This window comes from Oceanicella actignis, from assembly GCF_008124525.1.
In the GTDB taxonomy this organism is placed as follows: Bacteria; Pseudomonadota; Alphaproteobacteria; order Rhodobacterales; family Rhodobacteraceae; genus Oceanicella; species Oceanicella actignis.
The window spans coordinates 492,249-513,727 of the sequence record NZ_VNHJ01000002.1 but is presented as its reverse complement, the minus strand read 5'-3'; the positions used below and the strand labels follow the sequence as shown (position 1 = coordinate 513,727).

At 74.2% G+C, this 21,479-nt stretch carries 17 protein-coding genes; 8 read left to right on the top strand and 9 right to left on the bottom strand.

All coding sequences use genetic code 11. The annotated features are described in order from the left end of the window. Window positions 1–8: 8 nt before the first annotated feature. The 5 genes from LY05_RS05020 to cobO all read left to right on the top strand — a co-directional run bounded on the left by LY05_RS05020 (window position 9) and on the right by cobO (window position 6,697). Entirely contained in the window at window positions 9–176 is a 168-nt protein-coding gene (locus tag LY05_RS05020; protein WP_072746642.1) for a CbtB domain-containing protein, read from the top strand. Window positions 177–190: 14 nt separating this feature from the next. Next, window positions 191–943 carry a CbtA family protein gene (locus LY05_RS05015; protein ID WP_148922310.1) on the top strand — a complete coding sequence of 251 codons (753 nt, stop codon included), beginning with the start codon at window positions 191–193 and terminating at the stop codon, window positions 941–943. A gap of 79 nt (window positions 944–1,022) precedes the next feature. Next, entirely contained in the window at window positions 1,023–2,132 is a 1,110-nt protein-coding gene (gene cobW, locus LY05_RS05010) for a cobalamin biosynthesis protein CobW (RefSeq protein WP_072746644.1), read from the top strand. A 123-nt stretch (window positions 2,133–2,255) separates the two neighbouring features. After that, on the top strand, window positions 2,256–6,077 hold the full coding sequence (cobN, locus tag LY05_RS05005; protein WP_148922309.1) for a cobaltochelatase subunit CobN: 3,822 nt from the start codon (window positions 2,256–2,258) through the stop codon (window positions 6,075–6,077). Continuing rightward, window positions 6,074–6,697, top strand: coding sequence for a cob(I)yrinic acid a,c-diamide adenosyltransferase (cobO, locus tag LY05_RS05000; RefSeq protein ID WP_072746646.1), 624 nt, complete (start codon window positions 6,074–6,076; stop codon window positions 6,695–6,697). The genes cobN and cobO overlap by 4 nt, the downstream gene beginning before the upstream one ends. A gap of 957 nt (window positions 6,698–7,654) precedes the next feature. On the opposite strand, the gene LY05_RS04995 is transcribed toward cobO, so the two are convergent. The 5 genes from LY05_RS04995 to argH are packed head-to-tail and all read right to left on the bottom strand — an operon-like array spanning window position 7,655 to window position 13,833. Then, a complete protein-coding gene (locus tag LY05_RS04995; RefSeq protein ID WP_170258831.1) occupies window positions 7,655–10,348 on the bottom strand; it encodes a TIGR02302 family protein in 2,694 nt (897 codons plus the stop codon). Window positions 10,349–10,379: 31 nt separating this feature from the next. Beyond that, entirely contained in the window at window positions 10,380–11,648 is a 1,269-nt protein-coding gene (gene lysA, locus LY05_RS04990; protein WP_072746648.1) for a diaminopimelate decarboxylase, read from the bottom strand. 28 nt (window positions 11,649–11,676) lie between these two features. Beyond that, window positions 11,677–11,997 (bottom strand): DUF2834 domain-containing protein, encoded by a 321-nt coding sequence (locus LY05_RS04985; RefSeq protein ID WP_125458994.1) that lies wholly within the window; start codon window positions 11,995–11,997, stop codon window positions 11,677–11,679. A gap of 43 nt (window positions 11,998–12,040) precedes the next feature. Further along, on the bottom strand, window positions 12,041–12,400 hold the full coding sequence (locus LY05_RS04980; protein WP_148922307.1) for a hypothetical protein: 360 nt from the start codon (window positions 12,398–12,400) through the stop codon (window positions 12,041–12,043). Continuing rightward, a complete protein-coding gene (gene argH / locus LY05_RS04975) occupies window positions 12,397–13,833 on the bottom strand; it encodes an argininosuccinate lyase (protein WP_249041856.1) in 1,437 nt (478 codons plus the stop codon). Before argH ends, LY05_RS04980 begins: the two co-directional genes overlap by 4 nt. Window positions 13,834–13,897: 64 nt before the next feature. Here argH and LY05_RS04970 point away from each other — a divergent pair, with 64 nt between their 5' ends. After that, window positions 13,898–14,494, top strand: coding sequence for a TlpA family protein disulfide reductase (locus tag LY05_RS04970; protein ID WP_148922306.1), 597 nt, complete (start codon window positions 13,898–13,900; stop codon window positions 14,492–14,494). A gap of 351 nt (window positions 14,495–14,845) precedes the next feature. Next, window positions 14,846–16,651, top strand: a complete 1,806-nt coding sequence (locus LY05_RS04965; protein ID WP_148922305.1) for a bifunctional helix-turn-helix transcriptional regulator/alpha/beta hydrolase — start codon at window positions 14,846–14,848, stop codon at window positions 16,649–16,651. 247 nt (window positions 16,652–16,898) lie between these two features. On the opposite strand, the gene LY05_RS04960 is transcribed toward LY05_RS04965, so the two are convergent. The 4 genes from LY05_RS04960 to LY05_RS04945 form a co-directional block, all read right to left on the bottom strand. After that, window positions 16,899–17,474, bottom strand: a complete 576-nt coding sequence (locus tag LY05_RS04960) for a cytochrome b (protein WP_148922304.1) — start codon at window positions 17,472–17,474, stop codon at window positions 16,899–16,901. Further along, on the bottom strand, window positions 17,471–18,100 hold the full coding sequence (locus LY05_RS04955; protein ID WP_148922303.1) for a YceI family protein: 630 nt from the start codon (window positions 18,098–18,100) through the stop codon (window positions 17,471–17,473). Before LY05_RS04955 ends, LY05_RS04960 begins: the two co-directional genes overlap by 4 nt. Continuing rightward, window positions 18,097–18,678 carry a YceI family protein gene (locus LY05_RS04950; RefSeq protein WP_170258829.1) on the bottom strand — a complete coding sequence of 194 codons (582 nt, stop codon included), beginning with the start codon at window positions 18,676–18,678 and terminating at the stop codon, window positions 18,097–18,099. Before LY05_RS04950 ends, LY05_RS04955 begins: the two co-directional genes overlap by 4 nt. A 105-nt stretch (window positions 18,679–18,783) precedes the next feature. Further along, window positions 18,784–19,668 (bottom strand): 3-hydroxybutyryl-CoA dehydrogenase, encoded by an 885-nt coding sequence (locus tag LY05_RS04945; protein ID WP_148922301.1) that lies wholly within the window; start codon window positions 19,666–19,668, stop codon window positions 18,784–18,786. A 697-nt stretch (window positions 19,669–20,365) separates the two neighbouring features. On the opposite strand from LY05_RS04945, the gene LY05_RS04940 reads away from it, so the two are divergent. After that, entirely contained in the window at window positions 20,366–21,475 is a 1,110-nt protein-coding gene (locus LY05_RS04940; RefSeq protein ID WP_148922300.1) for an S-(hydroxymethyl)glutathione dehydrogenase/class III alcohol dehydrogenase, read from the top strand. The last annotated feature ends 4 nt before the right edge of the window (window positions 21,476–21,479 follow it).

Sequence of the window (21,479 nt, the reverse complement as noted above, 5' to 3'; positions counted from 1 at the left end):
TGAGAGACATGCAGAACACGACCCTTCGCCACGCGGCCCGCGTCGACGCCGGCCTCGTTTCCATCGTCGGCGCCGCCGCGCTGGGCCTGACGCTGGTCTTCTTCGCGGGCTTTGCGAACGTCACCCATGACGTCGCGCATGATTCGCGCCACGCCATCGCCTTCCCCTGCCACTGACCCGGCGCGAAACGATGGGAAGAAGACTGCTGGCCAGCGCGCTGTTCGCGGGCCTGCTGGCGGGGCTCGTCTCGGCGGCCCTGCAGCACTGGATGACGACGCCGCTCATTCTTCAGGCCGAGCTCTATGAATCGGGCGAGATGGTCCATGGCGCCGCGCATGCGCATGACGGCGCCCATGCCCATGAGGGCGGGCACGACCACGGCGCCGCCGGCGCGGCCGCGAGCGGCCATGCGCACCATCACGACCATGGCGACGAGGTCGGCCTGACCGAGCGCGCCGCGAACACCTTCATGATGACCCTGGTCGCCATGGCGGGCTTCGGCCTGCTGCTGACCGCCGGCTTCGCGCTGGCAGAGCGCCTGGGCGCCGGCCGCGTCGGCCTGCGCGAGGGGCTGATGTGGGGCGCGGCGGGCTTCGCCTGCACGCAGCTGCTCACCGGCGCGGGGCTGCCGCCCGAACTGCCCGGATCGGCCGCGGCGCCGCTGCTCGAGCGGCAGATCTGGTGGACGCTGGCGGCGCTGCTGTCGGCCGCCGGGCTGGCGGTCCTGGCCTGGGCGCCGAACCCGGCGCGCTGGCTCGGGCTGGCGCTGCTGGCGCTGCCGCACGCGATCGGCGCTCCCCACCCCGACGAGCTCTGGGGCGGCGCGCCGCCCGAGCTGGCCGGCCTGTTCGTCGCGCGCTCGCTGCTCATCGGCGCCGTGGGATGGACCGTTCTCGGCGCCGCGGCGGGCTGGCTCTGGTCGGACGAGCGCAGGGCCGCCTGAGCGGCGCGGCGCGCGCCGCCGCAGACAACCGGCGCCGCCGGCCCCCGGCGGCGCCCCTCATCGCAAGGACCATCGAACGATGACCACCGCCAGCCTTCGCAAGATCCCCGCCACCGTCGTCACCGGCTTTCTGGGCGCGGGCAAGACGACGCTCATCCGCAACCTGCTGGCGCGCGCGGACGGGCGCCGCATCGCGCTCATCGTCAACGAGTTCGGCGACATGGGCGTGGACGGCGAGCTTCTGCGCGGCTGCGGCGACGCCGCCTGCGCCGACGAGGACGTGGTCGAGCTGAGCAACGGCTGCATCTGCTGCACCGTGGCCGACGACTTCATCCCCACGCTGGAAATGCTCCTCTCGCGCCCGACGCCGCCCGATCACATCGTCATCGAGACCTCGGGCCTGGCGCTGCCGCAACCGCTGGTGCGCGCCTTCAACTGGCCGCAGATCCGCAACCGCGTGACCGTGGACGGCGTGGTGACGGTGGTCGACGGCCCCGCCGTGGCCGCCGGCCGCTTCGCCCATGACGAAGGCGCCGTCGCCGCCCAGCGCGCCGCCGACGACAATCTCGACCACGAAACCCCGCTGGCCGAGCTGTTCGACGACCAGCTGGCCTGCGCCGACCTGGTCGTGGTGTCGAAATCCGACCTCCTGGACGAAGAGCAGGCCAACGCCCTGTTCGAGGTCGTCTGCGCCAAGGCCCGCCAGGGCGTGCGCATCGTGCGCTCGGACGCCGGCGGCCTGTCGCCGCGCGTGCTGCTGGGCATGGGCGTGGGGGCCGAGAACGACCTCGACTCGCGCGCCGAGATCCATCACCGCCACCATGACGACGATCATGACCATGATCACGACCATGATCACGACCGCCATCACGAGGACGCGCATGGGCATGACGAGTTCGAAAGCTTCGCGCTGACCCTGCCCGAGATCCGCGACCCCGCCGCCTTCCGCGCCCGCGTCGAGGCCGCGATCCGCGATCACGACATCCTGCGCCTGAAGGGTTTCGCGGCCGTCGCGGGCAAGCCCATGCGCCAGGTGGTGCAGGCGGTGGGGCCGCGGCTCGAGACCTATTTCGACCGCCCCTTCGGCGACGAGCCGCGCGTCACGCGGCTGGTGGTGATCGGGCTGGCGGGCATGGACCGCGCCGCCATCGAGGCCGCGCTGGCCGAGCCCGCCCCCGCCATGGCCTGAGCCGCCGGGGCGCAAGCCCGCGCCCCGGCCCTGCGCTCCGGCGCCCGCTTCGGCCCGCGCTCGGGCCGCGTCGGGTCCGCCGCGAGCGCGCCAGCGCAGCGCCCCGCGCGCAAGGGAGACGCCATGCACCTGCTTCTGGCCCAGCCGGGCGAGGTCTCGGACGGCTCCGAGGCCGTGGATCTGGGACAGGACCCCGGCGACATCGTCATCATCTCGGCCGCCGACACCGAGCTGGCGGCCCTGTCCGAGGCGCGCGCGCAGGCCATTCCGGGGCTGCGGCTGCGCCTGGCCTCGCTGCTGCACCTGCAGCACCCCATGTCGGCGGACCTGCATCTGGACCGGACCGCCGCGCGCTCGCGCCTGGTGGTGGTGCGCGCGCTGGGGGGCAAGGGCTACTGGTCCTACGGGCTTGAGCAATACGCCCTTCGGCTGCGCGAGGCGGGCGCGCTGTTCGCCGCGCTGCCCGGAGACGACAAGCCCGACGAGGAGCTGCGCCGCCTGTCCACCGTCGCCCCCGAGGACTGGGACCGCCTGTGGGCCTATTTCGTCGAGGGCGGCCCGCGCAACATGGCCAACCTGCTGCGCCATTGCGCGCACATGCTGGGCGAGGCCGAGGCGCCCCCCGCCCCGGCGCCGCTCTTGCGCGCGGGCGTCTACTGGCCCGGAGCGGGGGTGGCGGATCTGGACGCGGCGCGCGCCGCATGGCGGCCGGGCGCGCCGGTCGCGGCGCTGGTCTTCTATCGCGCGCTGGTGCAGGGGGCGGGGCTGCACCCGGTCAACCGGCTGACCAAGGCGCTGGCCGCGCAGGGGCTCAACCCGCTGCCGATCTTCGTCGCCTCGCTCAAGGACCCGGTTTCGGCCGCCACGCTCGAGACCCTGTTCGCCGAGGCGCCGCCCGACGTGGTCGTCAACGCCACCAGCTTCGCCGTCTCGTCGCCGCAAGCGGGCGCGCATGAGGGCACGCCGCTCGACCGGCCCGGCGCGCCGGTGCTGCAGGCGATCTTCGCCGGCGGAACCGAGCAGGCCTGGGAGGCGGGCGCCAACGGCCTGTCGGCGCGCGACATCGCCATGAACGTCGCCCTGCCCGAGGTGGACGGGCGCATCGTCACGCGCGCCGTCAGCTTCAAGGGCGAGGCCTATTTCGACGAACAGGCCCAGGCCCCCATCGCCGCCTATCGCGCCCAGGGCGACCGGGTCGATTTCGTCGCCCGGCTGGCCGCCGCCTGGGCGCGGCTGCGCGCCCTGCCCAACGGGCGCAAGCGCGTCGCGCTGATCCTGGCCAACTATCCCAACCGCGACGGGCGGCTGGCGAACGGCGTCGGGCTGGACGCCCCCGCCTCGACCGTCGCGGCGCTGCGCGCGCTGGCCGAAGCGGGCTACGACGTGGCCGACGCGCCCGCCGATTCGGCCGAGCTCATGGCCCGCATCATGGCCGGGCCGACCAACTGGCTGCCCGACCGCGCCGCGCGCCAGGGCGGGCAGACGCTGACGCTGAGCGCCTATCTGCGCGCCTACCGGGCCCTGCCCTACGAGCTTCGCCAGCAGGTCGAGGAACGCTGGGGCCCGCCCGAGGGCGACCCCTTCTTCCTGCCCGAGGGGAACGGGCTCGAGGGGCGCTTCGCCCTGTCCATCCACCGCTTCGGGTCGGTCGCGGTGGGCGTGCAGCCCGCGCGCGGCTACAACATCGACCCCAAGCAGACCTACCACGCGCCCGACCTGGTTCCGCCGCACAACTACCTGGCCTTCCACTTCTGGCTGCGCGACGAGTTCGGCGCCCACGCCTTCGTCCACATGGGCAAGCACGGCAATCTGGAATGGCTGCCGGGCAAGTCCGTGGCCCTGTCGCGGCAGTGCTTTCCCGAGGCGGCGCTGGGCCCGACCCCCAATCTCTACCCCTTCATCGTCAACGACCCCGGCGAGGGCGCGCAGGCCAAGCGCCGCGCCGCGGCGGTGGTGATCGACCACCTGACCCCGCCCATGACCCGCGCCGAAACCTACGGGCCGCTGAAGGATCTCGAGGCGCTGGTGGACGAGTATTACGAGGCCTCGGGCGTCGATGCGCGCCGCGCGGCGCATCTGCGGCGCGAGATCATGACCCTGACCGCCGCCGCCGGGCTGGACGCCGACGCCGGCATCGCGCCGGACATGCCCGAGGACGAGGTGCTGGCGCGGCTGGACGAGTATCTGTGCGACATCAAGGAATCGCAGATCCGCGACGGGCTGCACGTGTTCGGCGCCGCGCCCGAGGGCGTGCAGGAGCGCGACCTTCTTGTGGCGCTGGCGCGGGTTCCGCGCGCCGCCGCCGCGCGCCCCGCGCCGGGCGACGCCTCGCTGATCCGCGCCATCGCGCAGGATCTGGGCCTAGACCCGGCCGAGTTCGATCCGCTCGACTGCGCCATGGCGGCCCCCTGGCGCGGTCCGCGGCCCGAGCCGCTGGCGCGAATCCTGCCCGGCCCCTGGCGGACCAATGGCGACGCCGTCGAGCGCATCGAGGCGCTGGCCGCCGCGCTGGTCGACGGCGCCCCCCTGCCCGAGGGCATGGAGCGCACGCGCGCCGTGCTCGACTGGATCGAGGGCGTCATGCGTCCGGCGCTGCGCGCCAGCGGCCCGGCCGAGATGCGCGCGCTGCTCGACGGGCTTGCGGGGCGCTTCGTGCCGCCCGGCCCCTCGGGCGCGCCCACGCGCGGGCGCCCAGACGTTCTGCCCACGGGGCGCAACTTCTACTCGGTCGACAGCCGCGCCGTGCCCACCCCGGCGGCGTGGACGCTGGGCTGGCGCTCGGCGCAGGCGCTGGTCGAGCGCCACGCGCAGGAAGAGGGCGACTGGCCGCGCGCCCTGCTGCTGACGGCCTGGGGCACCTCGAACATGCGCACCGGCGGCGACGACGTGGCCCAGGCCATGGCGCTGATCGGCGCGCGCCCGACCTGGGACGCGGCCTCGCGCCGCGTGACGGGGTTCGAGATCCTGCCCCTCTCGGCGCTGGGCCGCCCGCGCGTGGACGTGACGCTGCGCGTCTCGGGGTTCTTCCGCGACGCCTTCCCCGCCCAGATCGAGCTGTTCGACAGCGCCGCGCGCGCCGTCATGGCGCTGGACGAACCCGAGCACGACAACCCCCTGGCCGCGCGCTTCCGGGCCGAGCGCGCGCGCCTGCGCGCCGAGGGCGCCTCCGAGGGCGAGGCCGAGCTGCGCGCGGGCTATCGCGTGTTCGGCTCCAAGCCCGGCGCCTACGGGGCCGGCCTTCAGGCCCTGATCGACGAGCGCCTGTGGGACCGGCGCGAGGATCTGGCCGACAGCTACCTTGAATGGGGCGGCTACGCCTATGGCCGCCAGGCCGAGGGCGCGCGCGCGCGCGATCTGTTCGAGGCGCGGCTGGCGCGCGCCGACGCGGTGGTCCAGAACCAGGACAACCGCGAGCATGACCTGCTCGACAGCGACGACTACTACCAGTTCGAGGGCGGCGCCGCCGCCGCGGTCGCGCATCTGTCGGGGCGCGAGCCGCGCATCTGGCACAACGACCACTCGCGCCCCGAACGGCCGGTGGTGCGCTCGCTGGACGAAGAGATCGGCCGCGTGGTGCGCGCGCGCGTGGTCAACCCCAAATGGATCGCGGGGGTCAAGCGCCACGGCTACAAGGGCGCCTTCGAGATCGCCGCCACGGTCGATTACCTGTTCGCCTTCGCGGCCACGACGCGGGCGGTGCGCTCGCACCATTTCGACCTGGTCGAGCAGGCCTTCCTGGCCGACGACGACACCCGCGCCTTCATCGCGCAGGCCAACCCCGCCGCGCTGCGCGAGATCGCCCAGCGCCTGGCCGAAGCCCAGGACCGGGGCCTCTGGCGCCCGCGCTCGAACTCGGCGCGCGCGCGCATCGAGGCCATCATCGCCGCCCACCCGCAGGCGCAGGGCGGCGAACCCGCCCCGACCGAACGCAGGAGAGAGCCATGACCGACGCCCCCAAGCCCGAGGATCTGGAGCGCCACGCCCAGAAGATGGCCAAGAAGAAGGCCGCGCGCGAGAAGATCATGGCCGGCAAGACCGGCGAGAAGGGGCTCATCATCGTCCACACCGGCAAGGGCAAGGGCAAGACGACCGCCGCCTTCGGCATGATCTTCCGCTGCATCGCCCATGGCATGCCCTGCGCGGTGGTGCAGTTCATCAAGGGCGGCATGTCCACCGGAGAGCGCGACCTGATCCTGTCGCGCTTCTCGGACGTCTGCCAGTTCCACACCATGGGCGAAGGCTTCACCTGGGAGACCCAGGACAAGGCGCGCGACATGGCCATGGCCCGCGCCGCCTGGGAAAAGGCCAAGGAGCTGATCCGCGACCCCGAGATCCGCATGGTTCTGCTGGACGAGATCAACATCGCCCTGCGCTACGACTATCTCGACATCGACGAGGTGCTGCGCTTCCTGCGCGAGGAAAAGCCGCCCATGACCCATGTCGTGCTGACGGGGCGCAACGCCAAGCCCGAGCTGATCGAGGCCGCCGACCTGGTCACCGAGATGGAGCTGGTCAAGCATCCCTTCCGCGCCGGGGTGAAGGCGCAGATCGGCGTCGAATACTGACCCCTGCGCGCCGGGCGGCCCCGGCCCCCGCAAGGCCAGACGCCCCGCCCGGGCCGGCGCGCATGATCCGCTGGCCGCCCGATTGCGCGGCCGCGGCCCGACGCCCCGCGCCGGCGGCGCGCCCGGCCCGAAGCCCGCGCACGCGGCGGCAGGTCTGCGCCCCGGGCCCCCGCCGCGCCCCATATCCGCCGCGCCGGGCGCCCCCGTGCGAAGGCCCCGACCGGCCGACGGAGGGCAGGGTTGGGGAACGCACGCGCCCACAACCCGCGACGCCCTGCGCGACGGCAACCAGCCACCTCGCCCGCCACATGGCCGCCGGCCGACGGACCGGCGACGGGTCAGAGAATGGCCGCGCCCGAAACCCGCGCCCCTTCGGCCCGCCACGCGGCTTCGCGTCGGCAGCCGCGGCCGGCGGACAGGCGACGGGTCATCGACTGCATGAGCCCGCATCGCGGGCCGCCCCCGCCACATGGAAACCAGTCGGCGGATGGGGGGCGGGTCACCGAACGGATGAGCCCGCATCCCGCGCCGCCCCTGCGCGCCATTGGCAGAAGCCCCGGCTCCGCCATGTGCGAACCGGTCGGCCGACAGGGGACCGGTCATGAGAAGGATGAGCCCGCATCCGCGCGCCACCTCGCGTCATTGGCCGAAGCCCCGGCTCCGCCACATGGAAACCGGCCGGCCAACCGGGGGCCGGTCATGAGACGGATGGGCGCGCCTCCCGGGCGCCCCCGCATCTTCGGCCGAAGCCGCCCCGCCGCATGGAAACCGGTCGGCCGACAGGGGGGCGCGAAGAACCGACGAACTCGCGCCACGCGCCGCCCCGCGCGTCGTCGCGCGGCCATCGGGCTCCGCCGCGCCGGAGCCGGCCGGCCGCCCTGGGGCGGGGCATGGGCGAGCGCGGGGCATCGGCGAGCGCTCTGCGCGCGCTTTGGGTCGGGGCCCCGCCCCGCCGCGTCAGAAGCGATCGAGCAGGCGGCGCAGATATTCCAGCTCGTCCTCGGGGCGCAGCCGGTCTCCGGCCCGGCGGCGGATCTCTTCGAGCAGTTCGCGCGCGCGCTTGAGCTCGGCCGCGTCGGGCACATGCGTGTCGCCCCCGTCCAGCGCGCCGTCGGGCGCGGCGCTGCGGCCCAGCGGGTCGACCTGCGGCCCCTCGCCCGATGCGGCGCCGGCCTGCCCCTGCCCCTCGCGCGCGGCGCGGCGCAGCGCCTCGCCCAGGCGGCGCGAGCCTTCGCGCAGCGCCTCTAGCGCGCGCGCCTGATCGTCCAGCGCCGCATCGGGCGCGCCCTGGGCCAGCGAGTCGCGCGCGCGGCCCATGGCGCGCTCGGCCTCGCGCAGGGCCTCTTCCGCCTCGGGCGACAGGCCGCCCGGCAAACCGCCCCGCAGCCCCTCGAGCGCGCGGCGCAGGGCCTCTTGCCGCCGGGCCAGCGCCGCCGCGCCGCCCCCCTGCCGGCTCCCGTCGCCCAGCGTGGCCCCGTCGCCCCGCCCGCTCTCGCCGCGCGGCCCGAGCCCCTGCGCGCCGCCCTGCCCCCGCCGGCCCGGCTCGGCGCCCTGGCCCAGGCCCTGCCCGGCCGCGCCGTCGCGCCCCGCGCCGCCCTCGGCGTCGCCCTGTCGGGCCCCGCCCGGCGCCTGCCCTGCGCCGCCTTGCCCGCCCTGGCCGCCGCTGCGGGTCTGGCCAAAGGTCTCGTCGGCCAGCTCCTGCTGGCGGCCCAGAAGATCGCCCAGCCGCTCCATGGCGCCGGCGCCCGGCTCGCCCTGGCCCTGCGCGCCCTCGCGGGCGGTCATGCGCAGGTTCTCGAGCATGCGGCTCAGCTGCTCGAGCATCCGCCGCGCGGCGTCGGTCTGGCCGGCGCGCGCCATCTCTTCGAGCTGGTCGAGCATGTCGCGCAGATCCTGCGCCGCCATCTCGCGCCCCTCGCCGCCCTCTTCGAGCTGGTCGAGGTTCTGCAGCGCCTGACGCGCCATTTCGGCCAGGTAGTCCTCCATCGCGGCGCGGAGCTCTTCGGTCAGGGCGGCGATCTCGTCGGGCGGCGCGCCGTTCTCGAGCGCCTCGGACAGCCGATCGCGCGCGCGGCGCAGGCGCTCGGCCGCGTCGGCCATGTCGCCGTCCTCGATCAGCAGCGCCGCGCGCCAGAGCAGCTCGAGCACCGAGGGCGCCGCCGCCTCGACCCGCCCCAGCGCCAGCGCATGGTCCAGCCGCCGGATGGCCGTGCGCACCGCCAGATAGGGGCGCAGCGCGCCGCCGAACCAGTCCTCGGGATAGAGCGTGACGGCCTTGAGCCGCCGCGCCACGTCGCGCGCCGCCGCGGGCGACCAGGCCAGGGCGCGGCGTTCTTCGATCAGGGCGCGGGCCATGGGATCGGAGAAGCGGCGCGCGGGCAGCGTGAAGGCCGCGGGCGCCGAAGCGCCCTGCTGGCCGGCGCCGTCCTCGACATGCAGCGTCGCCAGCGCGGGCAGCCCCGCCCAGGGATGGGCGGTCAGATCCTCGACCGCGGCGCCGGCCGCCTGGCGCAGATCGCCCGACAACGGCAGCGGCAGCTCGATCTCGATCGGCGCGATCAGCCCGCCCGGCGCCGGCGCGCCGGCGGGCGCGCGCGCGGGGTCGAGGACGATGCGCGCCCAGCCCTTGGCCAGGCCGTGATCGTCGCTTGCGCGAAAGGGCAGCTTCAGCGCGCGGCCGTCCTCGACCCCGGGCGGCGCGGCGAAGGCGACCTGGGGCGGCGCGTCGGGCTGGGCCACGAAGCGCCAGGCGCCCAGCGTCCGCCCGCCCAGCCGCACCTCGACCAGGCCCGAGCGCGCCACTTCGAGCCGCATCTCGTGCACGCCCTCGGCGACGGCGGCGAAGCCGGCCTCGAGCGGCGAGACGCTCTGCCGCGCCTGAGGCGTGCGGGGCGCGTCGAACACCCGCACCGTCAGCGCCGAGCCCGCGGGCAAGGCCGCCTCGGTCCCCGTCAGGTCGGTCAGGTAGATCGGCGCGCCGCCCAGATAGGCGGGCGGAAGGGCCCAGGCCTCGATCGCCGGCGCCGGGCGCCCGTCGCCCTGCGGCGCAAGATGCGGGGCCAGCGCCTGCTCGATGCGCGCGCCGCCCGACAGAGCCGCGGCGAAGGCGCCGAAAACCAGCAGGATCAGCGCCGACAGCCGCAACGCCCAGGGGTCGCGCGCAGCCAGGCGCGGCGCCGGGCGCGGCGGGCGCAGATCGGCGACGCGGGCGGCCATGCGGCGGCGATGCTCGGCCCACAGGGCGCGCGCGCCCGGATCCTCGGCGCCCAGCGCTTGCGCGTCCTCGAGCGCGGTCAGCGGGCGCCCCGGCGCGCCGGCCTCGAGCGCGGCGCGCACCTCGTCCTCGTCGGGCGGGCGAAAGCGGCGGATCGACAGGATCAGCGCCGCGACGAAGCCCGCCGCGAACAGCGCCAGCGCCGCGGCGTGCGCCCAGATGGGAACCGCCTCGAGCGCGCCGCTCAGCGCCAGGCCCAGAAAGGCGGCCGCCACGCTCCACACCGGCCAGAAGGCCTGGGCCGCGCGCTCGAGCGTCAGCGCCCGCCGCGCCCTGCGGCGCAGCCGCCGGGCCGCGGCGCGGGCGGCGCGCAGCGCGGCGTCGTCCTGCGGGCCGTCGGGGCCGCCTTGCGCGTCGCGCGGGTCGGGGGCGGACATGGGCGCTCCTTTCCGGCCCGACGCGGGGGCGTCAGGCCAACCAGGAGGGAATAGTATCGCGCGCCAGCATTTCTTCAAACGTCGGGCGCCGGCGCACCACGGCGAATTGATCGCCATCCACCAGCACCTCGGGCACGAGCGGGCGCGAGTTGTATTCCGACGCCATCGCCGCGCCATAGGCGCCGGCCGAGCGGAAGGCCACCAGCTCGCCCGGGCCGATGAAGGGCAGCGCGCGGTCGCGGGCGAAGGTGTCGCCGGTCTCGCAGACCGGGCCGACCACGTCCACGGGGCGGCGCTCGGCGCCCGGCGCCGGCTCGATAACCGGGGCGATGTCGTGCCAGGCGTCATACATCGCCGGGCGGATCAGGTCGTTCATGGCCGCGTCGAGGATCAGGAACTCGCGCCCCTCGCCCTGCTTGCGGTAGATGACCGAGGCGACCAGCAGCCCGGCGTTGCCGGCGATCAGGCGGCCGGGCTCGACCTCGATCTCGCAGCCCAGATGGCCGACCGTGCGGCGCACCAGCGCGCCGTAGTCGAAGGGCAGCGGCGGGGCCTCGTTGGCCTGGCGGTAGGGAATGCCCAGCCCCCCGCCCAGGTCCAGGCGGCGGATGTCGTGGCCGTCGGCGCGCAGGGCCTCGGTCAGCTCGGCCACCTTGCGGAAGGCGGCCTCGAAGGGGGCGAGGTCGGTCAGCTGCGAGCCGATATGCACGTCCACGCCCACCACCTCGATCCCCTCCATGGCGGCGGCGCGGGCATAGACCTGGCGCGCGGCCGAGATGGGCACGCCGAACTTGTTCTCGGCCTTGCCGGTGGCGATCTTGGCATGGGTGCGCGCGTCCACGTCCGGGTTGACGCGCAGCGCGATCGGCGCGCGCACGCCCATCTCGCGCGCGACGGCGTCCAGCGCCTCGAGCTCCTCGGCGCTTTCGACGTTGAACTGGCGCACCCCGTTGGCCAGGGCGAAGCGCATCTCGGCCGCGGTCTTGCCGACGCCCGAGAACACCACCTTGTCGCCGGGAACGCCGGCGGCCAGGGCGCGGCGGAACTCGCCTTCCGAGACCACGTCCATGCCCGCGCCCAGCCGCGCCAGCGTGCGCAGCACCGCCAGGTTGCCGTTGGCCTTGACCGCGTAGCAGATCAGGTGCGGCAGGTCGGCCAAGGCCTGGTCGAAGACATTGAAATGCCGGGTCAGCGTGGCCGTGGAATAGACGTAGAAGGGCGTGCCGACCTGCTCGGCGATGGTCGGGATCGAGACGTCCTCGGCGTGCAGGACGCCCTCGCGGTAGTTGAAATGGTCCATGCGTCCCCCCTCGTGCCGCGCGCCGCCCTCAGCGGCCGCGCAGGCGCAGATGCAACAACAGCGGCAGCCCGCAGCCCAGCCCCAGAAGCAGCGCCGCCGGAATGGCCAGAAGCGGCGCGGCGCTGCGGCGGGCGGCGGCCTCGGCGGCGGCGAACAGCGCAAGCGCGATCAGCGCGACGCCGCCCCCCGCCACCGCCGCCGCCAGGTCTGCGAGGCCGACCTGCCCTGCGGCGCGCAGCGCGGCGGCCGGATCGGCCCAGACCCGCGCGGCCAGCGCGCGGGCCGCGGGCCAGCCGCCCGCCGCGGCCAGCGCCAGATAGACCCAGCGCATGAGCGTCGCCGCGCTCATGCGCCGACGGCCGCGCGGGCGCGGGAACGGGCCGCGTGCGCGCTCATATGGCGCTTTCGAAAACCTGGCGCAGACGCGCGCGGTCGATCCCGTCGCCCGCGCCCGCGGCGCGCGGCGTCAGCGGCGCCGGCGCGCGCAGATCGCCCGCCGACACGGCGCCGGCCGAGGCCAGCGGCGCGCGCCCCTGCGGCGCGGCGGCGGGCGCATCGGGCGCACCGGGCGCGGCCTGCGCCCCCGACGCCGTCCCTGACGCCGCCCCTGACGCCGCGCCGGGCGCGGCGGGCGCGGCGGGCGCGGCAGGGTCGCCCTTGCGTCCGCAGCCCGTCCCCGCCGCCAGCGCCGCCAGCCCGATCGCCAGCGCCGCGCCGCGCGCCGCGCGCCCCATGCAGGCGGGCGCCCTCATGCGCCCGCGCCCCGCCCGTCCAGCTCGGCGCGCCAGCGCGCGATCTGCTCGCGCACGCGCTCGGGCGCGGCGCCGCCGTAGCTGGTGCGGCTGGCGACCGACTTCTCGACGCTGAGCACGTCGTAGACGCCCTCGTGAATGCCGGTGTGGATGCGGTGCATGTCGGCCAGCGACAGCTCGGGCAGGTCCACGCCCTCTTCCTCGGCCAGCCTGACCAGGGCGCCGGTGACGTGATGCGCCTCGCGGAAGGGCAGGCCCAGCTCGCGCACCAGCCAGTCGGCCAGGTCGGTGGCGGTCGAGAAGCCCGACGCCGCCGCCGCGCGCAGCGCCTCGGGGTTGGGCTTCATGTCGCCGAGCATCCCGGTCATCGCCGCCAGCGCCAGCATCAGGCTGTCGGCGGCGTCGAAGACCTGCTCCTTGTCCTCCTGCATGTCCTTGGAATAGGCCAGCGGCAGCCCCTTCATCACCGTCAGCAGGCCCACCAGCGCGCCGTTGATGCGCCCGACCTTGGCGCGCACCAGCTCGGCGGCGTCGGGGTTCTTCTTCTGCGGCATGATCGACGAGCCGGTCGAGAAGCGGTCCGACAGCGTCACGAAGCGGAACTGCGCCGAGGACCAGATGACCAGCTCTTCGGCGAAGCGGCTCAGATGCGTGGCGCAGATCGCCGCGGCGGCCAGGAACTCGAGCGCGAAGTCGCGGTCCGACACGGCGTCGAGCGAGTTGGCCGCCGGCCGGTCGAAGCCCAGCGCGCGCGCCGTCGCGTGACGGTCGATGGGAAACGAGGTGCCCGCCAGCGCCGCCGCCCCCAGCGGGCATTCGTTCATGCGCGCGCGCGCGTCGCGAAAGCGGCCGCGGTCGCGGGCGAACATCTCGACATAGGCCATCATGTGATGCCCCCAGGTCACGGGCTGGGCGGTCTGCAGATGGGTGAAGCCGGGCATGACCATGTCGGCGCCCGCCTCGGCCTGGTCGAGCAGCGCGCGCATCAGCGCCTCGAGCCCGCCGATGGCGGCGTCGATCTGCTCGCGCACCCACAGCTTGAAATCCGTGGCCACCTGGTCGTTGCGCGAGCGCGCGGTGTGCAGCCGCCCGGCCGGCGCGCCGATCAGCTCGCGCAGGCGCGCCTCGACGTTCATGTGGATGTCCTCGAGCGCGGTCGAGAAGACGAAGCGCCCGCTCTCGATCTCTGACAAGATCGTGAGAAGCCCCTCGTCGATGGCGCGGAAATCCTCGAGCGTGATAATCCCCTGATCGGCGAGCATCCTTGCGTGGGCGCGCGAGCCCTCTATGTCTTGCCGCGCAAGGCGCTTGTCGAAGCCGATCGAGGCGTTGATCGCCTCCATCACGGCGTCGGGGCCGGCGGCGAACCGCCCTCCCCACATCTGGTTCGAGGCGCGATCGGCAGTCTCGGGCCGGGCGGCGTCGTCGGTCATGGGGACTTGGTCCTCGTCTCGAATTGCGCCCCGTCGGGGCGCGCGATGAATCAGGAGCACGCAGATGCGCGCAAAAGCATTCGCCTGGGCCCTGCTATACGGCGCGGCGGCCCTCTTCGCCAGCCCCGCGACGGCGCAAGGCCCCGATCAGACCCGCATGGCAGACGCGGCCAGGGCCCTGGGGGGCGAGCTGTCGCGCCTGGCCTTTCATGCCAGCCCGCGCCCGCCCGTGACGGCCGAGTTCGCCGCGCCCGACGGCGCGCGCGCCTCCTTCGCGGACTTCGCCGGAAAGATCACGCTGGTGAATTTCTGGGCCACCTGGTGCCCGCCCTGCCGCAAGGAGATGCCCTCGCTCGACCGCCTGCGCGCCCTGGCCGCGAGCGACGAGGTCGAGGTCGTCGCCGTCAATGTCGAGCGGCGCGGGCGCAAGAAGGCCGCCGAGTTCTTCGCGCAGAACGGGATCGACTCGCTGGCGCCCTATGCGGACGAAACGGGCGCGCTGCCCCCCGAGATGGGCATTCTGGGCATTCCCGTGACGGTGATCCTGGACCGCGAGGGGCGCGAAATCGCCCGCCTTCAGGGAGAGGCGCGATGGGATGCGCCCGAGGTCGTCGCGCTGCTGCGCGAGCTGGCGCAGATGACGCGCCCGGGCGCGGGCTGAGCCGCCTGCCCCAGCCCGCCTGCCCCAGTCCGCCTGCCCCAGTCCGCCTGACCGAGCCCGGCCGGACCGGCGGCGCGCCATCTGCGCGCGCGCCCCAACCGGGGGCGCGGGCCCCGGGGCGGCGCGCGCCCTCGCGCCCGAACCCCGCGCCCAACCCGCGACCCGAGCAGGACGACGGCGGGCGGGGCGCGGCGGCGCGCAGGAGGCCGATTGCCCTTTCGGCGCGCGCGGGCTAACCTTTGAGGCGAGGATGAGTTGCGTGTCGGCGCGGCGGCGTGCGGCGGCCGCGACAGCGGCGCGTGCGCCGTCGGGCCCGATGGGAAGGGCCCGCGGCGCCGCCGGGGGGGCAATATGCGCACGGAGCAAGGCGGCGACGGGCCGCCCGGTTCATCGGCCGGGCGGCGGGACGCGTCGTCGCGGCCAGCCGACGAGGACTCCGCGATCCTGGCCGCGGCGCTCGAGGTGCTCGAGCACGCCTATCAGGCATTTCTCAATCCGCACGAATTCGCCCGGCTGCTCGAGGTCTGGGGCGGCCATGTGCTGGCGCTCGGCCCCGAGCGCGCGGCGCGGCTCAACGCGCGTCTGGAACGGCATCTGGAACGCGCCCTGCCGGTGCTCGAGGTCAACGCCGAGCGGCAGCTTCAGGGCGACGTGCTCGGCCGCGCGGTCAGCGAACAGCTCCGCCCCGCGGTCGCCGTCAGCCCCTCGGGGCTGGTGATCGCCGCCAACGAGGCCGCCGAGCGGCGCCTGGGCCTGTCCGAAGGCGACCAGCTGGGCGAGGCGCATTTCGCGCCCGGCGACTGGGAGGCGGCGCGCGCCTTCATGCGCGCCCCGCCCGCCGCCGACCCAAGCCGGCGCCTGACCGTGCGCCTGATGACTCCCGAGGGCGAACCCGCCCCCGCGGATCTGGCCATGATGCCGGCGCGCGCCGGGCAGGCGCCCGCGCTGCTGCTCAGAAGCTTCGAGATGACCCTGTCGCCCGAGGCGCGCGCCGTGCTGACGGCCCGGTTCCGCCTGACCGAGGCCGAGACCGAGGTCATGCAGAACCTGCTCGGCGGCCGCGACGCGGCCGACATCGCGCGCGCCCGGCGCACTTCGGTGGCCACGGTGCGCACGCAGATCCGCTCGATCCGCGAGAAGACCGGCGCGCGCAGCCAGCTCGACCTGGTGCGCCTGGCCGCCAGCCTGTGCGCCCTGGACGAGACCCGCCGCGCCGAGCTGGCCACCGTCGCCGCGCGCATGCGGCGCAGCTATCGCCCTCCGGCCCGGCACGAGCTGGCGACGCTGCCCGACGGCCGCCAGGTCGAGCACCGCCGCATCGGGCCGCCGAACGGGGCACCGACGCTGATGCTGCACGGCTCGCTGTTCGGCTTCGCCCTGCCCGACGCGTTCTTCGAGACGCTGACCGCCGCCGGGCGCAGCCTGTGGATCCCCGCGCGCCCGGGGTTCGGCGCGTCCAGCCCGCTGCCGGACGATGCGGGCCTTGCCGACGAGGCGCAGGCGCTCTTGCGCTATGCCGACCATGCGGGGCTGGGGCGCTTCGCCGTCATCGCCCATGGCGCGGCGGCGCCGCTGGGCGCGGCGCTGGCGCAGGCCGCGCCCGAGCGGCTCGAATCGCTGGCGCTCATCTCGGGCTTTCTGCCCGACCGGCCGAACGCCGCCGACGCGGACACGCCGCCCTGGCAGGCGCTGGTCCAGATCATGGCGCGCGGAACGCCCCGCCTGCTGCAGCTGCTGTGCCGCGCCGGAGCGCAGATGCTGCGCCAGATCGGCGCGCGCGACTTCTACCGGCATGCCTATTCGTCGGCGCCCGCCGACCGGGCGGCGGTGGAATCGGGCGCGACGCTGGCGCTGATGAAGGTGTCTTTCAACATGGTCCTGGCGCAGGATCTGCGCGGCTTCGCCCAGGACTTCAAGCTGGCGGCCGAGGACTGGAGCGCCCTTTGGCGGCGCACCGCCCTTCCCGTGGCGCTGATCCATGGCGACCAGCCCCAGGCCTATGACCTGGCGCTGGCGCGCCGCGCCGCCGCGCTGGCCCCGAACGCCTGCGTCCGCCCGATCGAGGGCGCCGGACAGCTGGCGGCGCTGACCCACCCCATGCCCGTGGCGCACGAAACGCTGCGCCACCTGCGCGCCCATGCGCGCGCGCCGCAATGATGAACCGAATGACAACTTCCATACCACAGCTTGGGTATGCAGATTTGGAACGAATCGCCTACCCTTCAGTCATCGGTTGCGGCGTCTGCCGGAGGGTCACGGCTTCGGCGAAAGGCGCGGACCGATTGGGGGACGAGCCACCTTCGTTTTGGCTCAACGCGATTGACAAGGGGGGCGCCCCGCCGTTCGCCGGCCACCGGCGCGGCGGGGCGTTTTTCGTCGCGGCGCCTCGGCCCGGCGGCCGCGCTCAGCGCCCGATCAGCATCCGGCGCAGCACGTTGTCTCGCAGCACGAAATGATGCCGCAACGCCGCGGCCGCGTGCCCGGCGACGACCGCGCTCAGCGCCAGCGCGCACAGGAAATGCGCCCTGCGCAGCGCGTCGGCCATCGCCTGATCGCCGGGGCGGAAGGGGTCGGGCAGCTCGAACAGGCCGAAGACCATGTTGCGGATGCCGTAGGCGTCCTGCAACGGAGAGGCCGAGGCCATGAGCCACCCGGTGACCGGCATGGCGATCATCAGCGCGTAGAGCGACAGATGCCCGGCGCGGGCCAGGGCGCGCTCGGCCCGCGACATGCCCGGCGGCGGCGCGGGCGAGCGCCCCTCGAACAGCCGCCAGGCGATGCGCAGAACCGCCAGCGCGAAGGCGACGAAGCCCCAGCTCTTGTGCAGCTGAACCCAGGCGAACTGCGCGTAGATGTCGATCGGGGCGTTGGACATGTAAAAGCCAAGCCCGAGCATGAACAGGATCACGCCCGCCATGCTCCAGTGCAGAAGGCGGGTCGGCAATCCCCAACCCTCGGCGTCGGTGATCAGTCGCGTCATTGCGGCTGCTCCTGCGTTGGCGCCGGCGCGGCGCGCACGTCGTAGATGACCGCGACCTCGGGGCCGATCGAGACGAAGGCGGCCGACGGCCCCTCGCCCACCCCGAAGATCCGCGGATCGAAGGTCGCGCGGCCGCGGGCGCGCGCGCCGCCCGAGTCAAGCTCAAGCGTCGCCGGCGCCGCGAGCGCCCGCGTGCGCCCCTTCACCGTCAGCCGCCCGCGCGCCATGTAGTCGCGCGACATGCCCGGCGCGATCGGCCCCTGCGCCGCCGGATCGATCGGGTCGAGCCGGTCGAGCTCGAACGTCGCGCGCGGGTGCGCGCGCACGTCGAACCAATCGGGCCCGGCGGCGAACATGGTGCGCAGCGGATCGCCCAGATCGAGCGAGCGCATGTCGAAGCTCATGCGCAGCGTCGTGTCCTGCGGGCGGGCGGGATCGAAGACGCCCGAGCCCTCGAAGCGGCGCAGCCGCCCGACCCCGGGGCGGCCGTTGGCGACATATTCGAACGCGATGCTCGAGGCTTCGGGGTCGATCCGCCAAAGCGCCGAGGGCGGCCCGGCCCGCGGCGCGGCGGCCGCGGCGACGGCGCAAAGCGCCGCCAGGGCCGCCGCCCGCAGCGCCGTCATCGCCCGGCCGGGCTCATCTCGAGCTCGATGCGGATCGGGATCGTCCCGCCCACCGCCGGCGCGGCGTAGTTCATGCCGTATCTGGTGCGGTCGAGCTCGCCCGTGGCGGTGAAGCCGGCCACCGTCTTGCCGGGCACGATCGGCGAGGGCCCGTACTTGTTGAGCCGCACGTCGAAGGTTTCCTCATGCGTGACCCCGCGCAGCGTCACCTCGCCGGTGAGGCGGGCGGTCTCGGCGCTGGTCAGTTCGACCGATTTCGACACGAAGGTGATGGTGGGGTGGTTCTCGACGTCCAGGAAATCGGCCGAGCGGATGTGCTCGTCGCGCGCGGGCCAGTTGGTGTCCACGCTGGCGGCGTCGATCGTGAAGGTCACGCGGGTCTGCTCGAGCGCCTCGGGGTCGAAGTCGATCTCGGCGTCCATGTTGCGGAACCAGCCATGCACCACCGAAAAGCCCAGATGATCGACGCTGAAGATCACCTGGGTGTGCGACTTGTCCAGCACATAGGGCTCGGCCAGGACGGGCGCGGCGGCGCCGACGGCCATGGCGGCGGCGACGGGAATGAATGCGAAGCGCATGCGGATCCTCCGGAACTGCGGGTTGCTGTGCGTCACAAGGTAACCTGCGCCGGAGGCGAAACAATGGCGCCCATCATCCATTCATCGTTTCCGATTTGGAAACTCTCAGCGGGTCGGCACCGGCGTCTCGCCGCGATAGTCGTAGAAGCCGCGGCCCGTCTTGCGCCCCAGCCAGCCGGCTTCGACATACTTCACCAGCAGCGGACAGGGGCGATACTTGGTGTCGGCCAGGCCGTCATGCAGCACGTTCATGATCGCAAGGCAGGTGTCGAGGCCGATGAAGTCGGCCAACTCGAGCGGCCCCATGGGATGGTTCGCGCCCAGCTTCATCGCCTTGTCGATGCTCTCGACCGTGCCGACGCCCTCATACAGGGTGTAGACGGCCTCGTTGATCATGGGCAGCAGGATGCGGTTGACGATGAAGGCGGGAAAGTCCTCGGCCGAGGCGGCGGTCTTGCCGATGCTGTCCACCACCTTGCGCATGGTCTGGTAGGTTTCGTCGTCGGTGGCGATGCCGCGGATCAGCTCGACCAGCTTCATCACCGGCACGGGGTTCATGAAGTGCAGCCCCATGAAGCGCTCGGGCCGGTCGGTGGCCGCGGCCAGACGCGTGATCGAGATGGACGAGGTGTTGGTCGTCAGGATGGTGTGCGGCGCCAGATGCGGCGCGAGGCTGGCGAAGATCTCGGCCTTGATGCGCTCGTTCTCGGTCGCGGATTCGATGATGAGGTCGCACTTGCCCAGCTCGGCCAGGTCGGTGCACTTGCGGATGCGCGCCAGGGCGGCGGCCTTGTCCTCGGGGGTCATCAGGCCCTTGGCCACCTGCCGGTCCATGTTCTTCGAGATGCGCGCGATCGCGTCGTCGATGCGCGCCTCGTCCACGTCGTTGAGCAGAACCTCGTAGCCGTGCTGGGCGAAGACATGGGCGATGCCGTTGCCCATCTGCCCCGCGCCGATCACCCCTACCGTGCGGATCTCGTTCGCCGCCATCACTCCCGCCTTTCTGCGCCGCCCCTCGGGGCCCGCCATGGACCTTGCGTTCAAGGGCGAACCTACGCGCGGGCGCGGCGCGCGGCAAGGCCCGCCCGGCGACGGCCGGGCGGCGGCCAAGCGGGGGCCGGACGGGGAATCGGACGGGGGGTCGGGCGGGGGGCCGGGCGGGGGGTCGGGCGGGAGCCGTCCCGCACCTGCGCGCCATGCGGGCTGCGGCCGCGCGCGAGGCGCGCAGCGCGCGCGCCCGCCCCCTTGCCCAGCACCCATGCCCAGCACCCATGCCCCGCACCCATGCCCAGCGCCCCACGCAGCCGCCCCGCGCAGCCGCCCGCCCGCAATCGCGCGCCCCATGCGCCGACCCGCGCGCCGCGGATGCCTGGACCGGGCCGCGCCGCGCCCGGCGCCGCCCCACACCGCCCAACGCCGCCGCTGCGCCCACTCGCCGCCGCTGCGCCCGGGGCCGCCCGTGCTCATCTTGCGCCGCCGCTGCGCCCACGCCCGCGCCCCACCGCGCGCCGCCCGCTCGCTCGGCCCCACCGCCCGCGCGCCCGGCCGGCGGCGCGCGTCGCCCCCGCGCCCGCGCGCGCGCTTTCCGGCTGGACAGGCGCGCGCGGGCGGTCGACCATCGGCCGCGCATGTTCCGGGCCGCGCCGGCGCCCGGCGCCGCGCCAGACGCAACCGAGGGAGAGCCGCCATGAAAACCCGCGCCGCCATCGCCTTCGAGGCCGGCAAGCCGCTAGAAATCGTCGAAGTCGATCTGGAGGGCCCCCGCGCCGGCGAGGTGCTGGTCGAGATCAAGGCCACGGGACTTTGCCACACCGACGAGTTCACCCTGTCGGGCGCCGATCCCGAAGGCGTCTTTCCCGCCATTCTGGGCCACGAGGGCGCGGGGGTGGTGCTCGAGGTCGGGCCGGGCGTGACCTCGGTCAAGCCGGGCGACCACGTGATCCCGCTCTACACCCCCGAGTGCCGCGAGTGCGAATACTGCCTCAACCCCAAGACCAACCTGTGCCAGGCCATCCGCGCCACGCAGGGCCAGGGGCTGATGCCCGACGGCACGTCGCGCTTCTCGTACAAGGGGCGCGAAATCCGCCACTACATGGGCTGCTCGACCTTCGCCAACCACACCGTGCTGCCCGAGATCGCCCTCGCCAGGATCCGCCCCGACGCGCCCTTCGACAAGGTCTGCTACATCGGCTGCGGCGTGACCACCGGCATCGGCGCGGTCATCAACACCGCCAAGGTCGAGATCGGCGCGCGCGCCATCGTCTTCGGCCTTGGGGGCATCGGGCTGAACGTCATCCAGGGCCTGCGGCTGGCGGGCGCGGACCAGATCGTGGGCGTGGACCTGAACCCGGCCAAGCGCGCCATGGCCGAGCGCTTCGGCATGACCGACTTCGTCAACCCCGCCGAGGTCGAGGGCGACCTGGTCGCCCATCTGGTCGAGCTGACCGGCGGCGGCGCCGACTACACCTTCGACGCCACCGGCAACGTGCAGGTCATGCGCACGGCGCTTGAAAGCGCGCACAAGGGCTGGGGCGAAAGCATCATCATCGGCGTCGCGCCGGCGGGGGCCGAGATCTCGACCCGCCCGTTCCAGCTGGTCACGGGGCGCGTGTGGCGCGGCACCGCCTTCGGCGGCGCGCGCGGGCGCACGGACGTGCCGCGCATCGTCGACTGGTACATGAACGGCAAGATCGAGATCGACCCGATGATCACCCACACCATGCCGCTCGAGGACATCAACAAGGGCTTCGAGCTGATGCGGCGCGGGGAATCCATCCGCTCGGTGGTGGTGTTCTGAGCCG

Bases quoted from the DNA above. Each gene is read 5' to 3' on its own strand.
- LY05_RS04980 (WP_148922307.1), bottom strand. From the start codon at position 12,400: ATGAGGGCGCCCGCCTGCATGGGGCGCGCGGCGCGCGGCGCGGCGCTG.
- LY05_RS05015 (WP_148922310.1), top strand. From the start codon at position 191: ATGGGAAGAAGACTGCTGGCCAGCGCGCTGTTCGCGGGCCTGCTGGCG.
- LY05_RS04985 (WP_125458994.1), bottom strand. From the start codon at position 11,997: ATGAGCGCGGCGACGCTCATGCGCTGGGTCTATCTGGCGCTGGCCGCG.
- cobN (WP_148922309.1), top strand. From the start codon at position 2,256: ATGCACCTGCTTCTGGCCCAGCCGGGCGAGGTCTCGGACGGCTCCGAG.
- argH (WP_249041856.1), bottom strand. From the start codon at position 13,833: ATGACCGACGACGCCGCCCGGCCCGAGACTGCCGATCGCGCCTCGAAC.
- LY05_RS04995 (WP_170258831.1), bottom strand. From the start codon at position 10,348: ATGTCCGCCCCCGACCCGCGCGACGCGCAAGGCGGCCCCGACGGCCCG.
- LY05_RS04970 (WP_148922306.1), top strand. From the start codon at position 13,898: ATGCGCGCAAAAGCATTCGCCTGGGCCCTGCTATACGGCGCGGCGGCC.
- cobW (WP_072746644.1), top strand. From the start codon at position 1,023: ATGACCACCGCCAGCCTTCGCAAGATCCCCGCCACCGTCGTCACCGGC.
- lysA (WP_072746648.1), bottom strand. From the start codon at position 11,648: ATGGACCATTTCAACTACCGCGAGGGCGTCCTGCACGCCGAGGACGTC.
- LY05_RS04955 (WP_148922303.1), bottom strand. From the start codon at position 18,100: ATGACGGCGCTGCGGGCGGCGGCCCTGGCGGCGCTTTGCGCCGTCGCC.
- LY05_RS04965 (WP_148922305.1), top strand. From the start codon at position 14,846: ATGCGCACGGAGCAAGGCGGCGACGGGCCGCCCGGTTCATCGGCCGGG.
- LY05_RS04940 (WP_148922300.1), top strand. From the start codon at position 20,366: ATGAAAACCCGCGCCGCCATCGCCTTCGAGGCCGGCAAGCCGCTAGAA.
- LY05_RS04960 (WP_148922304.1), bottom strand. From the start codon at position 17,474: ATGACGCGACTGATCACCGACGCCGAGGGTTGGGGATTGCCGACCCGC.
- LY05_RS04950 (WP_170258829.1), bottom strand. From the start codon at position 18,678: ATGCGCTTCGCATTCATTCCCGTCGCCGCCGCCATGGCCGTCGGCGCC.
- cobO (WP_072746646.1), top strand. From the start codon at position 6,074: ATGACCGACGCCCCCAAGCCCGAGGATCTGGAGCGCCACGCCCAGAAG.
- LY05_RS04945 (WP_148922301.1), bottom strand. From the start codon at position 19,668: ATGGCGGCGAACGAGATCCGCACGGTAGGGGTGATCGGCGCGGGGCAG.
- LY05_RS05020 (WP_072746642.1), top strand. From the start codon at position 9: ATGCAGAACACGACCCTTCGCCACGCGGCCCGCGTCGACGCCGGCCTC.